The 17,358-nt window shown below is 75.6% G+C and carries 16 protein-coding genes and 2 pseudogenes; 11 read left to right on the top strand and 7 right to left on the bottom strand.

The annotated features are described in order from the left end of the window. Nucleotides 1-31 precede the first annotated feature (31 nt). Nucleotides 32-1,483: a C40 family peptidase gene (locus ABT093_RS16010; protein ID WP_350564571.1), complete on the top strand. Its 1,452-nt coding sequence runs from the start codon at nt 32-34 to the stop codon at nt 1,481-1,483. A 36-nt stretch (nt 1,484-1,519) separates the two neighbouring features. On the opposite strand, the gene ABT093_RS16005 is transcribed toward ABT093_RS16010, so the two are convergent. Next, complete coding sequence (locus ABT093_RS16005) at nt 1,520-2,245, bottom strand: dienelactone hydrolase family protein (RefSeq protein WP_350564569.1); 726 nt, start codon at nt 2,243-2,245, stop codon at nt 1,520-1,522. A 133-nt stretch (nt 2,246-2,378) separates the two neighbouring features. On the opposite strand from ABT093_RS16005, the gene ABT093_RS16000 reads away from it, so the two are divergent. Next, entirely contained in the window at nt 2,379-3,692 is a 1,314-nt protein-coding gene (locus tag ABT093_RS16000) for a GNAT family N-acetyltransferase (RefSeq protein ID WP_350564567.1), read from the top strand. A gap of 37 nt (nt 3,693-3,729) precedes the next feature. On the opposite strand, the gene ABT093_RS15995 is transcribed toward ABT093_RS16000, so the two are convergent. Then, entirely contained in the window at nt 3,730-4,527 is a 798-nt protein-coding gene (locus tag ABT093_RS15995) for a TetR/AcrR family transcriptional regulator (RefSeq protein ID WP_350564566.1), read from the bottom strand. A gap of 180 nt (nt 4,528-4,707) precedes the next feature. On the opposite strand from ABT093_RS15995, the gene ABT093_RS15990 reads away from it, so the two are divergent. Beyond that, on the top strand, nt 4,708-5,250 hold the full coding sequence (locus ABT093_RS15990) for a GNAT family N-acetyltransferase (RefSeq protein ID WP_350564565.1): 543 nt from the start codon (nt 4,708-4,710) through the stop codon (nt 5,248-5,250). Here ABT093_RS15990 and ABT093_RS15985 read toward each other — a convergent pair. Together ABT093_RS15985 and ABT093_RS15980 are read right to left on the bottom strand one after the other, a co-directional pair. Next, nucleotides 5,235-5,725 (bottom strand): annotated as a pseudogene (locus ABT093_RS15985) (macro domain-containing protein). The gene ABT093_RS15990 and the pseudogene ABT093_RS15985 overlap by 16 nt on opposite strands. 10 nt (nt 5,726-5,735) lie before the next feature. After that, nucleotides 5,736-6,968 (bottom strand): MFS transporter, encoded by a 1,233-nt coding sequence (locus ABT093_RS15980; protein ID WP_350564563.1) that lies wholly within the window; start codon nt 6,966-6,968, stop codon nt 5,736-5,738. 152 nt (nt 6,969-7,120) lie between these two features. Here ABT093_RS15980 and ABT093_RS15975 point away from each other — a divergent pair, with 152 nt between their 5' ends. Further along, entirely contained in the window at nt 7,121-8,086 is a 966-nt protein-coding gene (locus tag ABT093_RS15975; protein WP_350564561.1) for a LysR family transcriptional regulator, read from the top strand. Between the two features lie 229 nt (nt 8,087-8,315). On the opposite strand, the gene ABT093_RS15970 is transcribed toward ABT093_RS15975, so the two are convergent. Continuing rightward, nucleotides 8,316-8,930, bottom strand: coding sequence for a YceI family protein (locus ABT093_RS15970; RefSeq protein ID WP_350564559.1), 615 nt, complete (start codon nt 8,928-8,930; stop codon nt 8,316-8,318). Between the two features lie 172 nt (nt 8,931-9,102). On the opposite strand from ABT093_RS15970, the gene ABT093_RS15965 reads away from it, so the two are divergent. The 4 genes from ABT093_RS15965 to ABT093_RS15950 all read left to right on the top strand — a co-directional run bounded on the left by ABT093_RS15965 (nt 9,103) and on the right by ABT093_RS15950 (nt 11,737). Then, nucleotides 9,103-10,254, top strand: a complete 1,152-nt coding sequence (locus ABT093_RS15965; RefSeq protein WP_350564558.1) for a DNA polymerase III subunit beta family protein — start codon at nt 9,103-9,105, stop codon at nt 10,252-10,254. An 87-nt stretch (nt 10,255-10,341) separates the two neighbouring features. After that, nucleotides 10,342-10,755, top strand: coding sequence for a helix-turn-helix domain-containing protein (locus tag ABT093_RS15960; RefSeq protein ID WP_350564556.1), 414 nt, complete (start codon nt 10,342-10,344; stop codon nt 10,753-10,755). 20 nt (nt 10,756-10,775) lie between these two features. Beyond that, a complete protein-coding gene (locus ABT093_RS15955; protein ID WP_350564554.1) occupies nt 10,776-11,273 on the top strand; it encodes a hypothetical protein in 498 nt (165 codons plus the stop codon). Nucleotides 11,274-11,386: 113 nt separating this feature from the next. After that, nucleotides 11,387-11,737, top strand: a complete 351-nt coding sequence (locus ABT093_RS15950) for a DUF2516 family protein (RefSeq protein WP_350564661.1) — start codon at nt 11,387-11,389, stop codon at nt 11,735-11,737. 129 nt (nt 11,738-11,866) lie between these two features. Here ABT093_RS15950 and ABT093_RS15945 read toward each other — a convergent pair whose 3' ends face one another. Beyond that, the gene (locus ABT093_RS15945) at nt 11,867-13,372 is read right to left on the bottom strand and encodes a PP2C family protein-serine/threonine phosphatase (RefSeq protein WP_350564552.1); all 1,506 of its coding nucleotides are present in this window, start codon (nt 13,370-13,372) and stop codon (nt 11,867-11,869) included. Nucleotides 13,373-13,611: 239 nt separating this feature from the next. Here ABT093_RS15945 and ABT093_RS15940 point away from each other — a divergent pair, with 239 nt between their 5' ends. Beyond that, on the top strand, nt 13,612-14,163 hold the full coding sequence (locus ABT093_RS15940; RefSeq protein WP_350564550.1) for an O-acetyl-ADP-ribose deacetylase: 552 nt from the start codon (nt 13,612-13,614) through the stop codon (nt 14,161-14,163). A 107-nt stretch (nt 14,164-14,270) separates the two neighbouring features. Here ABT093_RS15940 and ABT093_RS15935 read toward each other — a convergent pair whose 3' ends face one another. Next, nucleotides 14,271-15,104, bottom strand: coding sequence for a class I SAM-dependent methyltransferase (locus tag ABT093_RS15935; RefSeq protein ID WP_350564548.1), 834 nt, complete (start codon nt 15,102-15,104; stop codon nt 14,271-14,273). A 268-nt stretch (nt 15,105-15,372) separates the two neighbouring features. Here ABT093_RS15935 and mshA point away from each other — a divergent pair, with 268 nt between their 5' ends. After that, entirely contained in the window at nt 15,373-16,764 is a 1,392-nt protein-coding gene (gene mshA, locus ABT093_RS15930; RefSeq protein WP_502884235.1) for a D-inositol-3-phosphate glycosyltransferase, read from the top strand. A gap of 59 nt (nt 16,765-16,823) precedes the next feature. Continuing rightward, nucleotides 16,824-17,327, top strand: a pseudogene (locus tag ABT093_RS15925) (type III secretion system chaperone family protein); the annotation flags it as partial. Nucleotides 17,328-17,358 lie beyond the last annotated feature (31 nt).

Genomic DNA, 17,358 nt, shown 5'->3' with positions numbered 1-17,358 from the left:
CCTCCCTCGTGACCGTCCGAAGGGATGAATCATGGCGCGCAGACTCCTGCCGACCCTCCTGTTGTCCCTCACCGTCCTGCTCGGACTGCTCCCCGCCGCGGCGGCGGCCCCGGGGGAGCCGGGCCCGGCCGGCCCGCCCGCGGCCGATCCGTCCGCCGATCCCTCCGCGGATCCGTCCGCCGACCCGGCCGGGGCCGCCGGACCGGGGGAGCAGGCCTATCCGTCCACCGAGGAGATCGACCGGGCCCGGGCCGAGGCCGACCGCCGGGCCGGCACCGTCGCCGCCATCGAGGCCGGGCTCACCGCCGCCCGGGCCGAGGCCGACCGGGCCGCCCGGACCGCCGAACAGGCCGTCGAGGCCTACAACGGCGCCCAACTGGCCCTCACCCGGGCCCGCGCCGAGGAGTCCGCCGAGGCCGGCCGGGCGGCGGCGGCCGAGGCCGAGCGGTCCGCGGCCGCCGAGGACGCCGCCGCGCTGGCCGCCGAGACGTACCGGCAGGGCGCCGGCGCCGAACTCTCCGCGCTCAACGCCCTGCTCGGCGCGCACGGCCCGCGCGAGGCCGGGGACCGGGCCGCGGTGGTCGGGGTCGCCAGCGACCGCACCCGGCAGATCCTCGACGCGGCGGTCTCCACAGCCGCCCAGGCGGCCCGGGCCGCCGCCGCCGCGCGCGCCGCCACCGGGACCGCCGAACGCGCCGCCACCGAGGTCGGCGCAGCCCGGCAGCGCGCCGAGGCGCGGCTGACGGACCAGCAGAACCAGGTCACGGCCACCGGTCTGCGGCGCGAGCAGCTGCTCGCCGAGCTGGCCGCCGCCCGGAACACGACCGTCGAGCTGGAACGCCAGCGGCGCGAGGCGCTGGAGGCGATCGCCGCCCGGGAGGCCGAGGCCGCCGCCCGCGCGGCCGCCGAGAAGGCGGCGGCCGAGCGCGAGGCGGCGGAGCGGGCCGCGGCGGAACAGGCCGCCCGGGAGGCCGAGGCCAGGGCCGCCGCCGAACGGGCCGCCACCGAGGCCGCCCGGCGGGCCGGCGCAGAAGCCGCCGAAGCCGCCGTGGCCGTCCAGCGTGCGGCCGCCCCCGTCCCCGCCGCCGCACCCCCGCCGCCGGAGCGCCCCTGGTCGGCCGAGGGCGCGGCGGCGGCGATGGCCTTCGCCCGCTCCACCATCGGCCTGCCCTACGTCTGGGGCGGAGAGGGCCCGGGCGGCTACGACTGCTCGGGGCTGACCATGATGGCGTGGCGTCAGGGCGGCAAGCGGCTCTACCACTTCGCGGCCGACCAGTACGCCCAGTCCACCCCGGTCACCTACCGCCAGCTCCGCCCCGGTGACCTGGTCTTCTGGAGCACCACCGGCCGCGCCGCCGACATCCACCACGTCGGCCTCTACATCGGCGACGACCAGATGATCGAGGCGCCCCGGGCCGGCATGCCGATCAAGCAGGCCAGCCTCTGGATCATGGGCACCCCGAGCTTCTACGCCCGCCCCTGACCCCGCGTCCCCGACCCCCGCCCGGGTGGCGCCCGCTCACCGCGTCACGGGCACGCACTCGTCGAGCAGGGCGAGGACGTCGCGCCAGGCCCGCTCGGCCTGCCGCGGGTGGTGGCCGACGCCGGGGAGCACGGCGTGGTCGACCGGCGGGTGGTGGAAGGCGTGCTGCGCCCCGCCGTAGACCACCAGGCGCCAGTCGACGCCCGCGTCCTGCATCTCGGCCGCGAACGCGTCCCGGCGCTCGGGCGGCATGATCGGATCCTCCGACCCGACCCCGGCCCACACCGGGCAGCGGATCCGCGCGGCCTCGCCCGGCCGGCCCGTGGTCAGGGCGTTGACCGTCGCGATCGCCCGCAGGTCGGCCCCGTCGCGGCCGAGTTCCAGCGCGATCGCGCCCCCGGTGCCGTAGCCGACGGCGGCGATCCGGTCGGGGTCGGTCCGCGGCTCGCCGCGCAGCACGTCGAGCGCCGCGTGACCGATGTCCCGCAGCCGGTCGGGGTCGGCGAGCAGCGGCAGCGCCCGGGCCAGCATCTCCTGCGGGTCGGTGAACCAGCGCCCGCCGTGGAGGTCGAAGGCCAGGGCCACGTAGCCCAGTTCGGCGAGGGCTTCGGCCCGCCCGCGGTGGACGTCGTTGATGCCCGGCCCCTCGGGTCCGAGCAGGACCGCGGGCCGGCGGCCGGTGCCGGCGGGGAGGGCGAGGTGTCCGATCATTGTCAGTCCGTCGGCCGGGTACTCGACCGTGCGTGTGGTGACCGTCGTCATAGAGCGGACCGTAGCGCGGTCCGGGCCCGCCCGGACCGGACTTCACCGACGGCGGAACAGCCCGGGGCCGGGGCCTCCTCCGCACCCGGAATAAATCGGGTGACCGCGCCGATATCCGCCGTACGGTGAGCGAATGGGCAATGAGACGAACGGCGGACCGCGTGATCCGGGCGGCGACCGCGTGAAGGAGCAGGGCGACGTCGCCGGTGGGATCGAGATCCGCGCGGTCGGCGAGGACGAGGTCGAGGAGTGGGACCGGGCGCTGGCCGTCGGCTTCCTGCGCTCGCGCGTCGAGCGGGCGACGGAGTTCCGCCGCCGTCAGTGGGAGCCGGGCCGGATGATCGGGGCGTTCGACGACGGCCGGATCGTCGCCACCTTCCGCAGTTTCGACGCCGAACTGACCGTGCCCGGCGGCGCCGTGGTGAAGGCCGACGCGATCACCGCCGTCACCGTGACCGCCACCCACCGGCGGCGCGGTCTGCTCCGCCGGATGATGACCGGGGACCTCGCGGCCGCCCGGGAGCGCGGCGCCGCCGTCGCGATCCTGATCGCCGCCGAGTACAACATCTACGGCCGGTACGGCTTCGGCCCGGCCACCCGCGGCCACGGCTGGAACATCGACCTGCTCCGGGCCGGCGGCCTGCGGGCCGGCCTGCCCACCGTGCCCGGCGGGCGGATCGACCTGGTCTCCATGGAGGAGCTGCGCAAGACCGGCCCCGAGCTGTTCGACCGCTGGCGGGTCACCCAGCCCGGCGTGATCGACCGCGACGAGCTGACCTGGCAGCGCCACACCGGTGCGATCGAGGTCCCCGGCTTCGACTGGAAGGAGCCCTTCGCCGTCGTCCACCGGGACGCCGGGGGCACCCCCACCGGCCTGGCCGTCTACAAGGTCGACGACACCTGGGACGGCTCCTACCCGAACTGCACGCTCACCGTCCTCGACTTCTTCGCCCTCGACCGGCCGACGGCCACCGCGCTGTGGCGCTACCTCTGTTCGGTCGACTGGGTGCGCAAGGTCGTGGTGGACAACGTCGGCCCGGACGACCCGCTGCCGATGCTGCTGAACGAGCCGCGCGCCGCCACCCCGCACGCCGACAACGCCGACTTCATGTGGCTGCGGGTGCTGGACGTCGAGGCCGCCTTCAACGCCCGGACGTACGGCGCGCCCGGCCGCGTGGTGCTGGACGTCGAGGACCGCGACGGCTACGCCGCCGGCCGCTGGGCCATCGAGGTCGCCGCGGACGGCACCGGCCGCGCCGTGCGGACCACCGACGAGGCCGACCTGGCGCTGGACGCCTCGGCGCTCGGCGCGCTCTACCTGGCCGGCGAGACGCTGCCCCGGCTCGCGGTGGCGGGCCTGGTCACCGAGCTGCGTCCGGGCGCGGTGGCCGCCGCGGACCTGCTGCTGCGCACGCCGCTGCTGTCCTGGAACATCGACGGCTTCTGACCGGCGCTCACCCCCCCGGCCCGCCCGGCCGGGGGCGTCACTTCACGGCGGTCTTGCCGATGGTGGGCAGGATGAAGTCCTGGATGAGGCCCTTGGCGTCGCGGACGATCGGCCGGAACACCCGGTAGCGCGACAGGTTGATCACCCGCGCCGCCATGGGGGTCGAGCGCCGGACGAACTCCCTGGTCCGCTCGGTGTCCTCGGTCCGGTCGAAGACCCAGTAGAGCACCACGACCATCAGGTGCAGCCACAGCACGTCGGGCAGCAGTTCGACCAGTTCGGCGTCCAGCTTCGGTGCCAGCTCGGAGCCCTGCAGCACCTCGCGGAACAGCTCGACCGCCGTCGCCCGGGCCGGGTGGGACTCGTTCGAGAACGGGCTCAGCGAGCTGTTCGGGTCGGCGGCGGTGCGGAAGAACTGCGCCGCGAACTCGTGGTACGGCGCCGCCGTGTCGAGCCAGGAGGTCAGCGCGATCTCCAGGCGCTCGGCGAAGTCCCGGGTGTGCGCCATCCGGGCCCTGGCGTCGGCCGCGTGGTCGTACGTCATGCGGTCGTAGAAGCCCTGGATCAGGAACTCCTTGGCCGAGAAATAGTAGTAGGCGTTCCCGACCGAGACGCCGGCTTCGGTGGCGATGGCGCGCATGGTGGTCTTCTCGTAGCCGCGCTCCTGGAAGAGCCGCATCGCGGTCTCCAGGATCAGGGCCCGGGTCTGCTCGCTCTTGTCGGTCTTGGGCTGCGCGCGGCTGCCGCGCGCCTCGGCGGGGCCCGCGGCGCCCCCGTCCGTTCCGGTGCCGTCGTTCGCCGCGCTCGTGCCGTTCGTCGCTGCCAGGTCGTCCACGACCCCGAGCCTAGCCCGATCGGGTCAGTCCCAGGCGGTGTCGCTGCGTGCGGCACCGGATGGCCCCTGCGCATCCGGTACCGACTCGGCCCGCCCGCATTTTTCGAACACGTTCAAAGGCATGGGCTGACTCTAGGTCATGACTTGAACGCGTTCAAGTGAGGGTGGGATGCTGGACCCGTGAGCACCGTGATCCGTCCGGGCGGTACCCGGGACGCCGAGGCCGTGGCCGAACTGCATGCCGCCAGCTGGCGCACCGCGTACGCCGGGATCGTCCCCGACGACGCCCTCGGCGACGGGCTGGCCGCCGAGCGGCGCGAGATCTGGGAGCTGCGGCTGGCCGTCGACTACGGCGGCCCGGAGACCACCCCCGAGCTGCTGATCGCCGAACGGGACGGTGAGGTCGTCGGGTTCGCCTACCTCGTCCCGCACTGGGACGGCCGGGTGCTGCTCGACAACCTGCACGTCCGCCCCGGACTGACCGGCGGCGGCATCGGCCGGGACCTGCTGGCCGCCGCCCGCGCCCACACGGCCCACCGCCACCCCGGGACCGACCTCTACCTGGAGGTGCTGCAGGCCAACACCCGGGCGGTCGCCTTCTACGAGCGGGAGGGTGCCCACCGCACCGCCGTGCGCGAGGGCGTCTTCCCCGGCGGCCACACGCTGCCCGAGTACGAGTACACCTGGCCGGCTTCCGAACTCGCCCGTCAGTCGAAGTCGTAGACCGTCACCGGCACGCCCCGGCCGGTCAGCCGGGCCGTCACCAGCGGCTCGACCGACTCCCAGCGTCCGCCCGCCAGTCCGCACCCGATCCGCGGCATGTGCACGGACGCGCCCAGGCCGAGCGCGTGCCCGCCCAGCGTCGCCAGCGCGGTGTCGATCGCCTCGTAGCGCACCGGCGGTCCGGACGAGCGGTGGTGCGGATGCCCCGCTGGCCGACCATGTTGGCCACCCAGAGGTCCTCCCCGACCCGCACCATCTGCACGGCGCCGAGCCCGAAGTCGTTCGACGCCCGCTCCCGGTGCCACCGCCGGTAGGCCGCCTCCGGCTCGGGCCGGCGCCGCGAGAGGGCCAGCACGAACCCCTTCCCCCATCCGCCGAGGTCGTTGCAGATGTGCGCGATCACCTTCACCCCCCCTTGCCCGGGGGGGGCCGTGGCATCGCCGCGGACGTAGCCGATGGTGTCCGATTCAGCCATGCCCCGAACGCTAGTGCGCGGCACCGACAACGCGTTCGGGCTCCTGCGCCGGCGGGCCCAGGTGGCGGCGGCCCGCGAGGGCGAGCAGCAGGGCGAGCACCGCCGCCCCCGCCGGGATCCCGTAGCCGGCGCCCGGCCCCGCGTGTTCGGCGACCGTGCCGGCCAGCGCCGAACCGCCCGAGATGCCGACCAGGATGCCGGACACCGCGATCGCCATGCCCTCGTTCAACTGCCGCTGCGGCAGCAGGTCCTGGAGCAGCGACATCCCGGTGACCATGGTGGGCGCGGTCCCCGTGCCGGCCGCGAACAGTGCCGCCCCGAGCAGCGCGAGCCCCGCGCCGCCCACCCCGGCGGCCAGTGGCATGAGCAGCAGCCCCGACATCGCCGCGACGCCCCACAGGAAGCGGGCCCGCGCCGTCCCGCGGGGCCGCAGCGCCCCGAACACCAGCCCGGCCACGCAGGATCCGGCCGCCACCAGGCCCAGCAGCGGGCCCGCGACCGGCCGGTGCCCCAGCGCCTGCGCGTAGGCGACGGTGGTCAGGTCGAGCGCGCCGAAGATCATGCCGGTGCTGAGGAAGGTCAGCGTCAGCACCCGCAGCCCCGGCACCCGCAGCGGCGAGCCGTGCCGTCCGGTGGCGGGGTGGTCGTCGAGCGGCGGCTCGGTGCGGCGCTGGGCCGCGAACAGCAGCGCGCCGGCCGCGCCGAGCCCGCCGGCGGTGAGCAGGCCGGCCTCCGGCGCGATCGTCGTGCACAGCACCATGCCGAGCACCGGTCCGGTCATGAAGCAGACCTCGTCCAGGGCCTGTTCGAAGGAGTTGGCGAGGTGCCGGTCCTCCGGCCGGTCCCGCAGCAGGTGCGCCCAGCGGGCCCGGGCCATGCCGCCGAGGTTCGGCGCCGCCGCGCAGGCCGCCCAGCAGAGGTAGAGCGTCCAGTCGGGCGCCCCGGTGCGGACGCAGAGCAGCAGGCCGATGAGCGGCACCACGTTGTAGAGCGCCGCCGGGACGGTGACCCGTGCCTGCCCGAACCGGTCGACCAGGCGCCCGATCACCGGCATGCCGACCGCCCCGGTGACCAGGCCGGCCGCCGCGACGGTGCCCGCCAGCGCGTACGAGCCGCGCCGTTCGGCGAGCAGGACCACCAGCGAGACGCCGGTCATCGACATCGAGAGCCGGCCGAGCAGCCCGGCCAGGGTGAAGGCGGTGGTGCCGGGGCGGGCGAACAGGCGGCGGTAGGGCGCGAGCATGGGACTCCGCGGGGAGGAGAAGGGGAGGAAGGCCCCCAGCCTCGGGCCGTCGGCGGTGCGCGGTCCAACACCTGTTCTGCCGCATTGACAACGGTCTGTTGTCGATCATCGCGGCAGGCCGCCCGGCCCGCGCGCGTTGCTAGCCTGCCGCCATGCCCCGTGACCTGCATCCCCGCCTGCTCCGCGGCTTCGTCGCGACCGCCGAGACGCTGCACTTCGGGCGGGCCGCCGAGCGCCTGCACGTGGCCCAGCAGGCGCTCAGCCGGGACGTCCGGACGCTGGAGCGGCTGCTCGGCGACGCGCTGTTCACCCGCACCACGCGCAGCGTCGAACTCACCGCCGTCGGCCACGGGTTGCTGCCCAGGGCACGCCGGCTGCTGGCGCTGCACGACGAGATCCTGGCCGGCGCCGCGCACCGTCCGTTGCTGCTCGACCTCAACAGCGACGTCACCGGACCGGACCTGGCGGGTGACCGGGTGTTCCGGCGGGCCCGCGCCGCCTGGCCGGAGGGTGAACTGCTGGCCCGCTTCCACGGCGGTCTGGCGGCCGCGGCCGGTGAACTGATCGCCCACCGGCTGGACGTCTCGTTCGGCCGCTTCGCCGGTCTGCCCTCCGGCGTGCGCGCCCAACTCGCGCAGCGACCCGTCCGGTTGGAGCCGGTGTCGGTGATGATGGCGGCCGGCCATCCGCTCGCCGGGCGGCCGGTCCTGCGGCTGGCCGAACTGGCCGGACATCCGGTGGACGTCTGCGCGGGCAACCCGGCCACCACCGAGTGGGCCGACCTCGGCCTGCGGCTGCTGAGGGAACACGGTCTGGCGCCGGCGCCGCCGCGCGTCCCGCCGGTGGGGGTGGACGAGACGGCCCGCTACCTCGTCCGGCACGGCGATCCGATGCTGACCACCGCCGGCGGCCCGACGCTGCCGGGCGCGGTGAACGTGCCGCTGGTCGAGCCGGTGCCGCTCAGTCTGGTGAGCCTGGTGCACCGCCCGGACCTGCGGCATCCCGGGCTGACCGCGCTGCTGTCGGCCGCTGCCGAACTCGGCGCGCGCGAGGCGTGGTTGCGGCGTCCGGCGGGCAGTTGGCTGCCGGAAGCGGACGCCGCGCTGCTGGTGCCCTGAGCGCTCCGCCGGGCGTGCCGGGCCCCGGGCGGAGGTGGTGCACGAACCTGTCCCGGATCAGGAATCCCCGGGCGCCGCACGGTTGTTGCGCCCATGGACGACCCCACCCCTGCCGCTCGGGGGTCGGCAGGGGTGGGGCGGGTGCGGGCGCGCGGTCGGTGGGGGAACCGACGGGTGCGCGCCCGCGGTCGGGGCGGGCCCGCAGGGCCCGGTTCCGTGGTCGGCCGGGTCAGGCCGCCTTCACGGCGGAGATGTCGAAGGTGAGCTTGACCTTCTCGCCGATCAGCACGCCGCCGGTCTCCAGCGCCGCGTTGTAGGTCAGGCCCCAGTCGGTGCGGTCCAGGACGGCCTTGCCCTCGAAGCCGACCCGGTCCACGCCGTAGGCGTCGACGGCGGTGCCGGTGAAGTCGAGGTCCAGGACGATCGGACGGGTGACGTCCTTGATGGTCAGGTTGCCGGTCATCCGGTAGGAGTCGTCGCGCACGCGCTCGGCGGAGGTGCTGCGGAAGCTCATCTCGGGGAAGGTCTCCGCGGCGAAGAAGTCGCCGGTGCGCAGGTGCTCGTCGCGCTGGGCCTGGTTGGTGTCGATGCTGCCGACCTTGATCACCAGCTCGGCGCTGGAGTTGGTCGGCGTGGTGCCGTCGAGGTGCAGCTTGCCGTCGTACTCGGTGAAGCGGCCCTTGACGTTGGTGACCATCGCGTGGCGGACGGAGAAGCCGATCTCGCTGTGGGTGGCGTCGATGGTCCAGTCGCCGGAGAGGTGGCCGAGGTCCGGGCCCTCGGCGACGGCGACGGCGGTGGTGGTCGCGGCGGCGGTGTTCTTGGTGCGGTTGAAAAGGCCCATGGCTCCTCCTCGGGTTCGAAGCCATTTGTTTAGGCTTCAACTTGTTGGCTCCACTGTAGACCGGTTTCGTTCAAAGTTCAACCATGCTGGTCGGAGGCCCGCCGGTATCGTCGGAGCCGGTCCGGCCGCCCGGCTTGACCCTCGACCCGGTCGAGGCCCCAGAGTCCCCGGCATGGAGAGCGACCTGCGCAGCATCGGAGAGCTGGCCCGCGACAGCGGTCTGAGCGTGAGCGCCCTGCGCTTCTACGACGGCGCCGACGTGCTCGCCCCCGCGCGGGTCGACCCGCGCACCGGCTATCGCTGGTACGCGCCCGAACAGCTCGCCGACGCCCGGCTGCTCGCCCGGCTGCGCCGGGTGGGCCTGCCCCTGGCCGGCATCCGGGCCGTGCTCGGCGCGGCCCCCGGCAGCGGCGCCGCCCGGCGGGTGCTCGACGCGCACCAGTGCCGGCTGGAGGACGGCCTCGCCGACGCGCGCCGGGAGCTCTCCCTGATCCGACGGCTGATCGACCAGAGGGAGAACCCGATGACCACCGCCCCCGCCGAGCACCGCTTCACCGTTCCCGCCCGCGCGCTGGCCGAGGCCCTGGACGCGGTGCGGTTCGCCGTCGGCAGCGACCCCGGGATGCCGGTCCTGTCCGGCGTGCTGTTCGACCTGGACGGCGGCCTGCTGCGGCTGGTCGCCACCGACCGCTACCGGATGGCCCTCGCCGAGGTGCCCGCCGACGCCATCTCCTCCGACGCTGGCGCCTTCGACGCTGGCGCCTTCGACGCTTCCGACGCCGGTGCCTCCGCCGCCGCGATCGTGCCCACCGCGCTGGCCGACGCCCTGCGCGCGCTGCTCGGCTCCGCCGCCGGGGAGGTGGAACTGGTGCTCGGCGGCCCGGCGGTGCGCGCCGCGGTGGACGGCCACCGGATCGAGGGCGCCCCGCTCGACCACGACTACCCCGACTACCGCGCGCTCGTCCGGCTGGAGCCCGTCCAGCGGGTCGGCCTGCCCGCCGCCGACCTGCGCGCGGCACTCGCCTCCGCCCCGACCCGCAGCCTGCCGTCCGGCCCGGACGGCGCCGCCTGCGAGGTCGCCGTCCTGATCGTCGACGAGTCCGGCCGCCTCACCGTCGCCGCCCCCGGCGACGGCGCCCCGGCCCCGGATCCGGACGCCCTGCGCGTCGCGGTCAACCGCGACTTCCTGCTGGAGGCCCTCCCGGCCGGCGTGCCGGGCCAGCTCGTCCTCGAACTCGGCGGTCCCGTCGCCCCGCTCGCCGTCCGCACCCCCGGCCGGCCCGGTACCTTCACCGTCCTCATGCCGGTGCGCCTGCCGGCCTGACCCGGGCACGGCACGGCCGGCACCCGGGTGTTTGCTGCTGCTAGCGCCGCGCTTGCATCTGCAAGCGGCGTGGGGCAGGGTGGTCGCATGGCCTCACTGAACGTCGGCTCGCTCGGCGAGTACATCCGCGAACAGCGGCGCAACGCGCAGTACTCGCTGCGTCAGCTGGCGGAGGCCGCCGGCGTGTCCAACCCCTACCTCAGCCAGATCGAGCGAGGGTTGCGCAAGCCGAGCGCGGAGATCCTGCAGCAGATCGCCAAGGCGCTGCGGATCTCGGCGGAGACGCTCTACGTCCAGGCCGGGATCCTGGAGGAACGGCGCGGTGAGGGCCTGGAACTGCGGGCCTCGATCCTGGCCGATCCGCTGATCAACGAGCAGCAGAAGCAGGCGCTGCTCGCGGTCTACGACGCCTTCCTCAAGGAGAACGCCGCCGGGAAGCCGGCCGGCGCGGACGAGGGTGCGGGCGGGAGCGCGGACGCGCACGAGAGCAAGGCACCCTAGACCCCACGGGAGGACCGGCCGTGCCGATCACGGACGAGATCAAGAAGACCCTGACCGACCCGACCCCGCTGTACGCCCTCGCCGGCGCCGGGGAACTCGCCTACGAGAAGCTGCGGGAGGTGCCGGGCCGGGTCGAGGCGCTCGCGGCCGACCGCAAGGGCACCCAGGAGAAGGCCGCCGCCCGGCTGGCCGAGGCACAGTCCAGGGTCGCCGGCACGGTCACCGCGCTGCCGGCCGACCTCAAGGTCCTGCAGGAGAAGGCCCAGACCTTCGCGCTCCAGCAGGTCGGCCGGGCCGTCGAGCTGGCGGTGAAGGCCAAGGAGACCTACGACGGGCTGGCCGAGCGCGGCAAGGTCGCGGTCGAGCGCGGGCGCGGCGCCGAGGACGGTGCCGGCGAGGCGGTCGCCGAGCGGGTCGACGCCGAGGCGGCCGAGGGCGAGCTGGTCGAGGGCGAGCTGGTCGAGGACGAGGCGCCCGCCGCCCCGAAGCGCGGCCGGTCCCGCAAGACCGCGCAGTAGCCGGGAAGGACCCCGGGGCGCATCCGGCGCCGCCGGGCCGTTGACCCCTTGGCGGACGCCCCGCCGTGCCAGGATGGGCGGACGGGGTGCCGCAGCGAGACGAGGAGGCCGTGATGGGCGGAGTGGCCCAGATCCTGTTCCTGGACTACCTGAATCCGTTCTGGTGGCTGGCCGTCGCCATCCTGGGCTACAAGCTGTTCGCGCTGATCGACGCCGCCACCAGGCCGGAGGACGCCTACCGGGCGGCCGACAAGAAGACCAAGGGCTTCTGGCTCGCGATCCTCGGCATCGCGTTCGGGCTGGACCTGCTGTTCGGCGCGAACTTCATGACCAGCTTCCTGACCCTGGCGGGCCTGGTCGCCGCGATCGTCTACGTGGTCGACGTCCGCCCGGCGATCCGGGCGCTGACCAACCGGGGCGGCGGCCGCGACCAGCGGAACATGGGGCCGTACGGGCCCTGGTGACGGCGGGACCAGCGAGCCCCGGCACCCGGCGGTTTCCACCGCACGGGCGCCGGGGCTCCGCCGTACCAGGGCGTGTCCGACCAGTCCCGCCGGGCGTGCGGCGATCCGCCGCGGACGGTCGGACGCGCCCTAGCCCAGCAGGTGCTGCGCCGGGTTGCGCTCCAGCAGCAGCACCGCGACGTCGTCCGTCAGGGCGCCGCCGTTCAGCTCCTCGACCTCGGCGATCGCGCTGTCGACCAGCCGGCCCCGGGTGAGCCCGGCGGACTGGTGGTCGCCGATGAGGTCGGCCAGGCCGTCCTGGCCGAGGCGGCGGGAGCCGGCGCCGATCCGGCCCTCGATCAGCCCGTCGGTGTAGAGCAGCAGCCGCCAGCCGGGGAGCAGCTCGAACCGGTGGGCCGGCCAGACGGCCAGGCCGTCGTCGCAGGGCAGCAGGCCGAGCGCGGGGCCGGCGTGCTCGGCGGGCAGACCGATCGGGCTGTGGTCCTCGCCGAGCAGCAGCGGCGGCGGGTGGCCGGCCAGGTGGAGCCGGGCCCGTTCGGGGGTCTGCGGGGCGTCGGGGTCGCCCGGCTCGATGCTCAGCATGCAGAGCGTCGCGAAGATCTCGTCGCTGCGCCGTTCGTGTTCCAGCACGTGCTGCAGGGTGGTCAGCAGGGTCTCGCCGGTGAGGCCGGCGAAGACCAGGGTGCGCCACGCTATCCGCAGGGCCACGCCGAGCGCGGCCTCGTCGGGGCCGTGGCCGCAGACGTCGCCGATCACCACGTGGACGGTGCCGTCCTCGGTGCGGACCGCGTCGTAGAAGTCGCCGCCGAGCAGGGCGCGGCGCCGGCCCGGGCGGTAGCGGCGGGTGAAGGAGAGGTTGGCGCCGTCGAGCAGCGGGGTGGGCAGCAGATGGCGCTGCAGGCGGGCGTTCTCCTGGCCGCGCAGCTCGGCCTCGACCAGCCGGCGCTGCGACTCGTCGGCGCGCTTGCGCTCGACGGCGTAGCGCAGGGCGCGGGCCAGCAGCGGGCCGTCCGTCTCGTTCTTGACCAGGAAGTCCTGGGCGCCGGCGGCCACGGCGGCGGCGCCGAGTTCGGCGCCGGCGGCGTCGGTGAGGACCACGACGGCGGTGTGCGGGGCCCGGCGGAGCAGTTCGTGCAGGCCCTCCAGGCCGTCCGAGGGGTCCGAGGGGTGCGGCAGGTCGGCGGGGGCGGCGAGGTCGAGCAGGACGCAGCTGAAGTCGCCGCGGGCGGCGTCGGGGGTGCGCGGTCGGCCGCGCCGGGAGCCGGACGCGGCGGGGGCGAGCAGGGCGAAGGCCTGGTCGAGGCCGCGGGTCCAGTGGATCTCGATCGGGGCGCCGCTGTCGGCGACCGCGGCCTTGAGCAGCTGGGCGTCGGTGGCGTCGTCCTCGATCACCAGCAGCTTGAGCGGGGCGGCCGGCGCGGGGGACGGGCCCGCGGGGGCGGTGTTCGACCGGGGATGGGGTATCGGCGCGGGGGCCGTGGCCGGGCCGGCCGGGTGCCGGGCCGGTGCGGGGGAGCGGTCACGGGCGGACCGTTCGTGGCCGGACCGTTCGCGGGCCGTCCCGGAGCGGGCACCGTGCTGGGCGCCCGGCGGGTCCGCGGCAGCAGGTACCCGCCCGTCTCCCGTTGCGGGCATCGGCTGATCCTCCCTTTCCCCGCATGCGTAACGGCCGGCGTCCGTCCGCAGTGCCCGCGTGGCACCCTGCGTCGGGGAACTTCTCGCGACCATAACGTGATCTCCGGGGATTTCTCTGACCGACCGGCTCCGTTGTGGCTGGCGCCACGCCGGTGGCGGTGTGTTGGATGGGTGGGGCGGGTACGAGCGGGGGCCCGGTCCGACGCCGTCGGGGCGGGCATGGAGAGAGGTGTGCGGTGGTGACGCGGATCACTCTGGTCGAGGGTGACATCACGGCGCAGCAGGTGGACGTCGTGGTGAACGCGGCCAATTCCTCCCTGCTGGGCGGTGGTGGGGTGGACGGTGCGATCCACCGCCGGGGCGGGCCGCGGATCCTGGAGGAGTGCCGCGGGCTGCGGGCCTCGCGGTACGGGCGGGGGCTGCCCACCGGACAGGCGGTGGCGACCACGGCCGGCGACCTGCCGGCCCACTGGGTGGTGCACACCGTGGGGCCGGTCTACCTGGCGGACGAGTACGAGGGGCGGGCGGAGCTGCTGGCCTCCTGCTATCGCGAGTCGCTCCGGGTGGCGGCGGAGCTGGGTGCGCGCACGGTGGCCTTCCCGGCCGTGTCGGCCGGGATCTTCGGGTGGCCGCCGGCGGATGCGGCCAGGATCGCGCTGGGCACCGTCGCGGCGGTGACGGCGGAGCCGGGCGGCGGACCGGAGGAGGTGCGGTTCGTGCTGTTCGGGCCGGAGATGTTCGAGGTGTTCGCGGGCGTCGGGCGGGAGCTGGGGCTGACCGGGCGGGAGTGAGTCCGCGGTCGGGTCCCATGGTGGCGTGACGAGGCGTCAACACGCCAGAGATATTCGATAACTCGTTCGAGTGAAACCAGGGACCCGGGCACGGACGCCCGGGCGGGCTACGGGGCCAGCGCCGTCCACGGCAGGGTGACCTCGCCCTGCCGCCACCGCCCCCGCGCGTCCACCAGCGGCCACGCCCCGGCCAGCGAGGTGCACGCCGCCACCCAGCGCTGCCGGGCGCCGAACGCCCCGTACGGCGCGGCCGCCGCCCAGGCGCGGTCGAAGTCGCGCAGGAACGCGTGCACCGGCCGCCCCGGCACGTTGTGGTGGATCAGCGCCTTCGGCAGCCGTTCGGCCAGGTCGGACGGCTGGCCGAGGCCGCCCAGCCGGGCCGCGAAGGTCACCGTCCGCGGCCCCTCCGGGCCGAGCGCCACCCAGACGTGCCGGCGGCCGATCTCGTCGCAGGTGCCCTCGACCAGCAGCCCGTCCGGGGCCAGCCGGTCGCACAGCCGCTCCCAGACCCCGGCCACCGCCGACTCGTCGTACTGCCGCAGCACGTTGGCGGCCCGGATCAGCTGGGCGGGCGCGCCGCCGTCCAGCGGCACCTCGAAGCCGCCGCGCCGGAAGGTCAGCAGCGGCGGCACCGCGTAGGGCAGCGCCGCGGCGACCCGGGCCGGCTCGATCTCGATCCCGACCACCCGGACGTCCGGGCGCACCGCCCGCAGCCGCCCGGACAGCTCGACGGCCGTCCACGGCGCGGCGCCGTACCCGAGGTCGACGGCGACCGGCGGGTGCCCGGCGGAGCGCAGCGCGGGCCCGAGCGTGTGGGCGATCCAGCGGTCCATCCGGCGCAGCCGGTTGGTGTTGGTGGTGCCGCGGGTGACGGTGCCCACCGGCCGCCCGGCCCGTCCGCGGGCGGGCGCGCTCGCGGTGTCGGGAGGGGAGGCGGCCATGGACCACAGGGTACGGGGCCCGGGCCGGGGGCCGGCGGCGCGGCCCATCTCATCCGGAGCCCCGGGAATGCCGGTCGGCGATCGCGTGGTTGGCAGACTGGTGGTGATGTGTGCCCGGACGGGCAGCCGGCCGGCGTGCCGCCACGGGCGCCGTGGCCGTGCGGCGTGCGGGCGAGCGGCGCACACACCGGACAGCAGGCAGAACAGCAGGCGGCAGGCAAGCAGGGCTGCCGAGGCGGGCAGTACACGAGGAGGCTCCAGCCAGGTGATCCAGCACCCCGTCCGTTCGGTACGCCGTGCCCAGCCGGCCGCGCCCGCGCGCGGCCGGCTCCAGTCGCTGGTCCAGGGCGGCCGGCGCCGCCCGCGCCGGATAGCCATGCTCAGCGTCCACACCTCCCCGCTGCACCAGCCGGGGACGGGCGACGCGGGCGGTATGAACGTCTACATCGTGGAGCTGGCCAAGCGGCTGGCCGAGCTCAACATCGAGGTCGAGGTGTTCACCCGGGCGATCTGCTCCGACGACGCGCCCACCGTGGAGCTGGCCCCGGGCGTGCTGGTCCGGCACGTCACGGCGGGCCCGTACGAGGGGCTGGTGAAGGAGGACCTGCCGGCCCAGCTGTGCGCCTTCACCCACGGCGTGCTCCGCACCGAGGCCGGCCACCGCCCCGGCCACTACGACCTGGTCCACTCGCACTACTGGCTCTCCGGCCAGGTCGGCTGGCTGGCCGCCCAGCGCTGGGGCGTGCCGCTGGTGCACACCATGCACACCATGGCCAAGGTGAAGAACGCGGCGCTGGCCGAGGGCGACACCCCCGAGCCGCCGGCCCGGGTGATCGGCGAGACCCAGGTGGTGGAGGCGGCCGACCGGCTGATCGCCAACACCACCGAGGAGGCCGCCGAGCTCGCCCGCTTCTACGCGGCGCGCCCGGAGCAGCTGGCCGTCGTCCACCCGGGCGTCAACCTGGACGTGTTCCGTCCCTCGGCGCCGGCCGGCGCGGGCACCGCGGAGGCCCGCCGGGCCGCCCGGGCCCGGCTGGGGCTGCCCGCCGACGCCGCGGTGCTGCTCTTCGCCGGCCGCATCCAGCCGCTGAAGGCCCCGGACGTGCTGCTGCGCGCCGTCGCCGAGCTGCTGGAGCGGCGCCCGGAGCTGCGCGAGCGGCTGGTGGTGCCGGTGGTCGGCGGCCCGTCCGGCACCGGGCTGGCCCGGCCGGAGAGCCTGCACAAGCTGGCCGCCCAGCTGGGCATCGGCGACGTGGTGCGGTTCCACCCGCCGGTGGGCCAGGCGCGGCTCGCCGAGTGGTACCGGGCCGCGACGGCGCTGGTGATGCCCTCGTACAGCGAGTCGTTCGGACTGGTCGCGCTGGAGGCGCAGGCCTGCGGCACCCCGGTGGTGGCGGCCGCGGTGGGCGGGCTGCCGGTCGCCGTCCGGGACGGCGAGACCGGCACCCTGGTGGGCGGCCACGACCCGGTGGCCTGGTCGCACGCGCTGGAGCCGTACGTCACCGACCCTGAGCTGGTGGCCCGGCGGGGCGCCGCGGCGGCCCGGCACGCGGCCGGGTTCGGCTGGGACACCGCCGCCGCGACCACCGCCGAGGTGTACGCCGGCAGCCTGGTCCGGGCGCTCGGCCGACTGGCCGGGGCGCGTCAGCGGCGCGTCTGAGCCGGTCGCCGCGGATCCGCTACTGCGCGGGGGGCGTACCGCCGAGTAACGTCACCCCCATGGCAATCCGCACCAAGGACGAGGCCCTGACCCTCCTGCGCACCGCCCTGGACGAGGCCGGGGTGGCCTGGGAGCCGGCCCCCACCGATCCGTACACCCTGGTGGCGGCCCTCCCGGGCACCCGGAAGCTGAGCACCACCTGTGCCCTGCGGGTCGGCGACCACACCCTCTCGGTGAACGCCTTCGTGGTCCGCCGCCCGGACGAGAACCACGAGGCGGTCTACCGCTGGCTGCTGGAGCGCAACACCCGGCTCTACGGCGTGGCGTACGCGGTCGACGGGCTCGGGGACGTCTACCTGGCGGGCCGGCTGCCGCTGGAGGCGCTGACCCCGGACACCGTGGACCGGCTGCTGGGCACGGTGCTGGAGAACGCCGACGAGCCCTTCAACACCCTGCTGGAGCTGGGCTTCGCGACCGCGATCCGGCGGGAGTGGGAGTGGCGGACCAAGCGCGGCGAGTCGACCCGCAACCTGGCGGCCTTCGCCCACCTCGCCGCCCCGGCCCCGGACGCGGCGCCGGAGGCCCCGGCGGCCG

Source organism: Kitasatospora sp. NPDC002551 (assembly GCF_040296005.1).
Classification (GTDB): Bacteria; Actinomycetota; Actinomycetes; order Streptomycetales; family Streptomycetaceae; genus Kitasatospora.
Note: the sequence above shows the minus strand (reverse complement) of the source record. Positions and strands in the feature narration are given on the sequence as shown.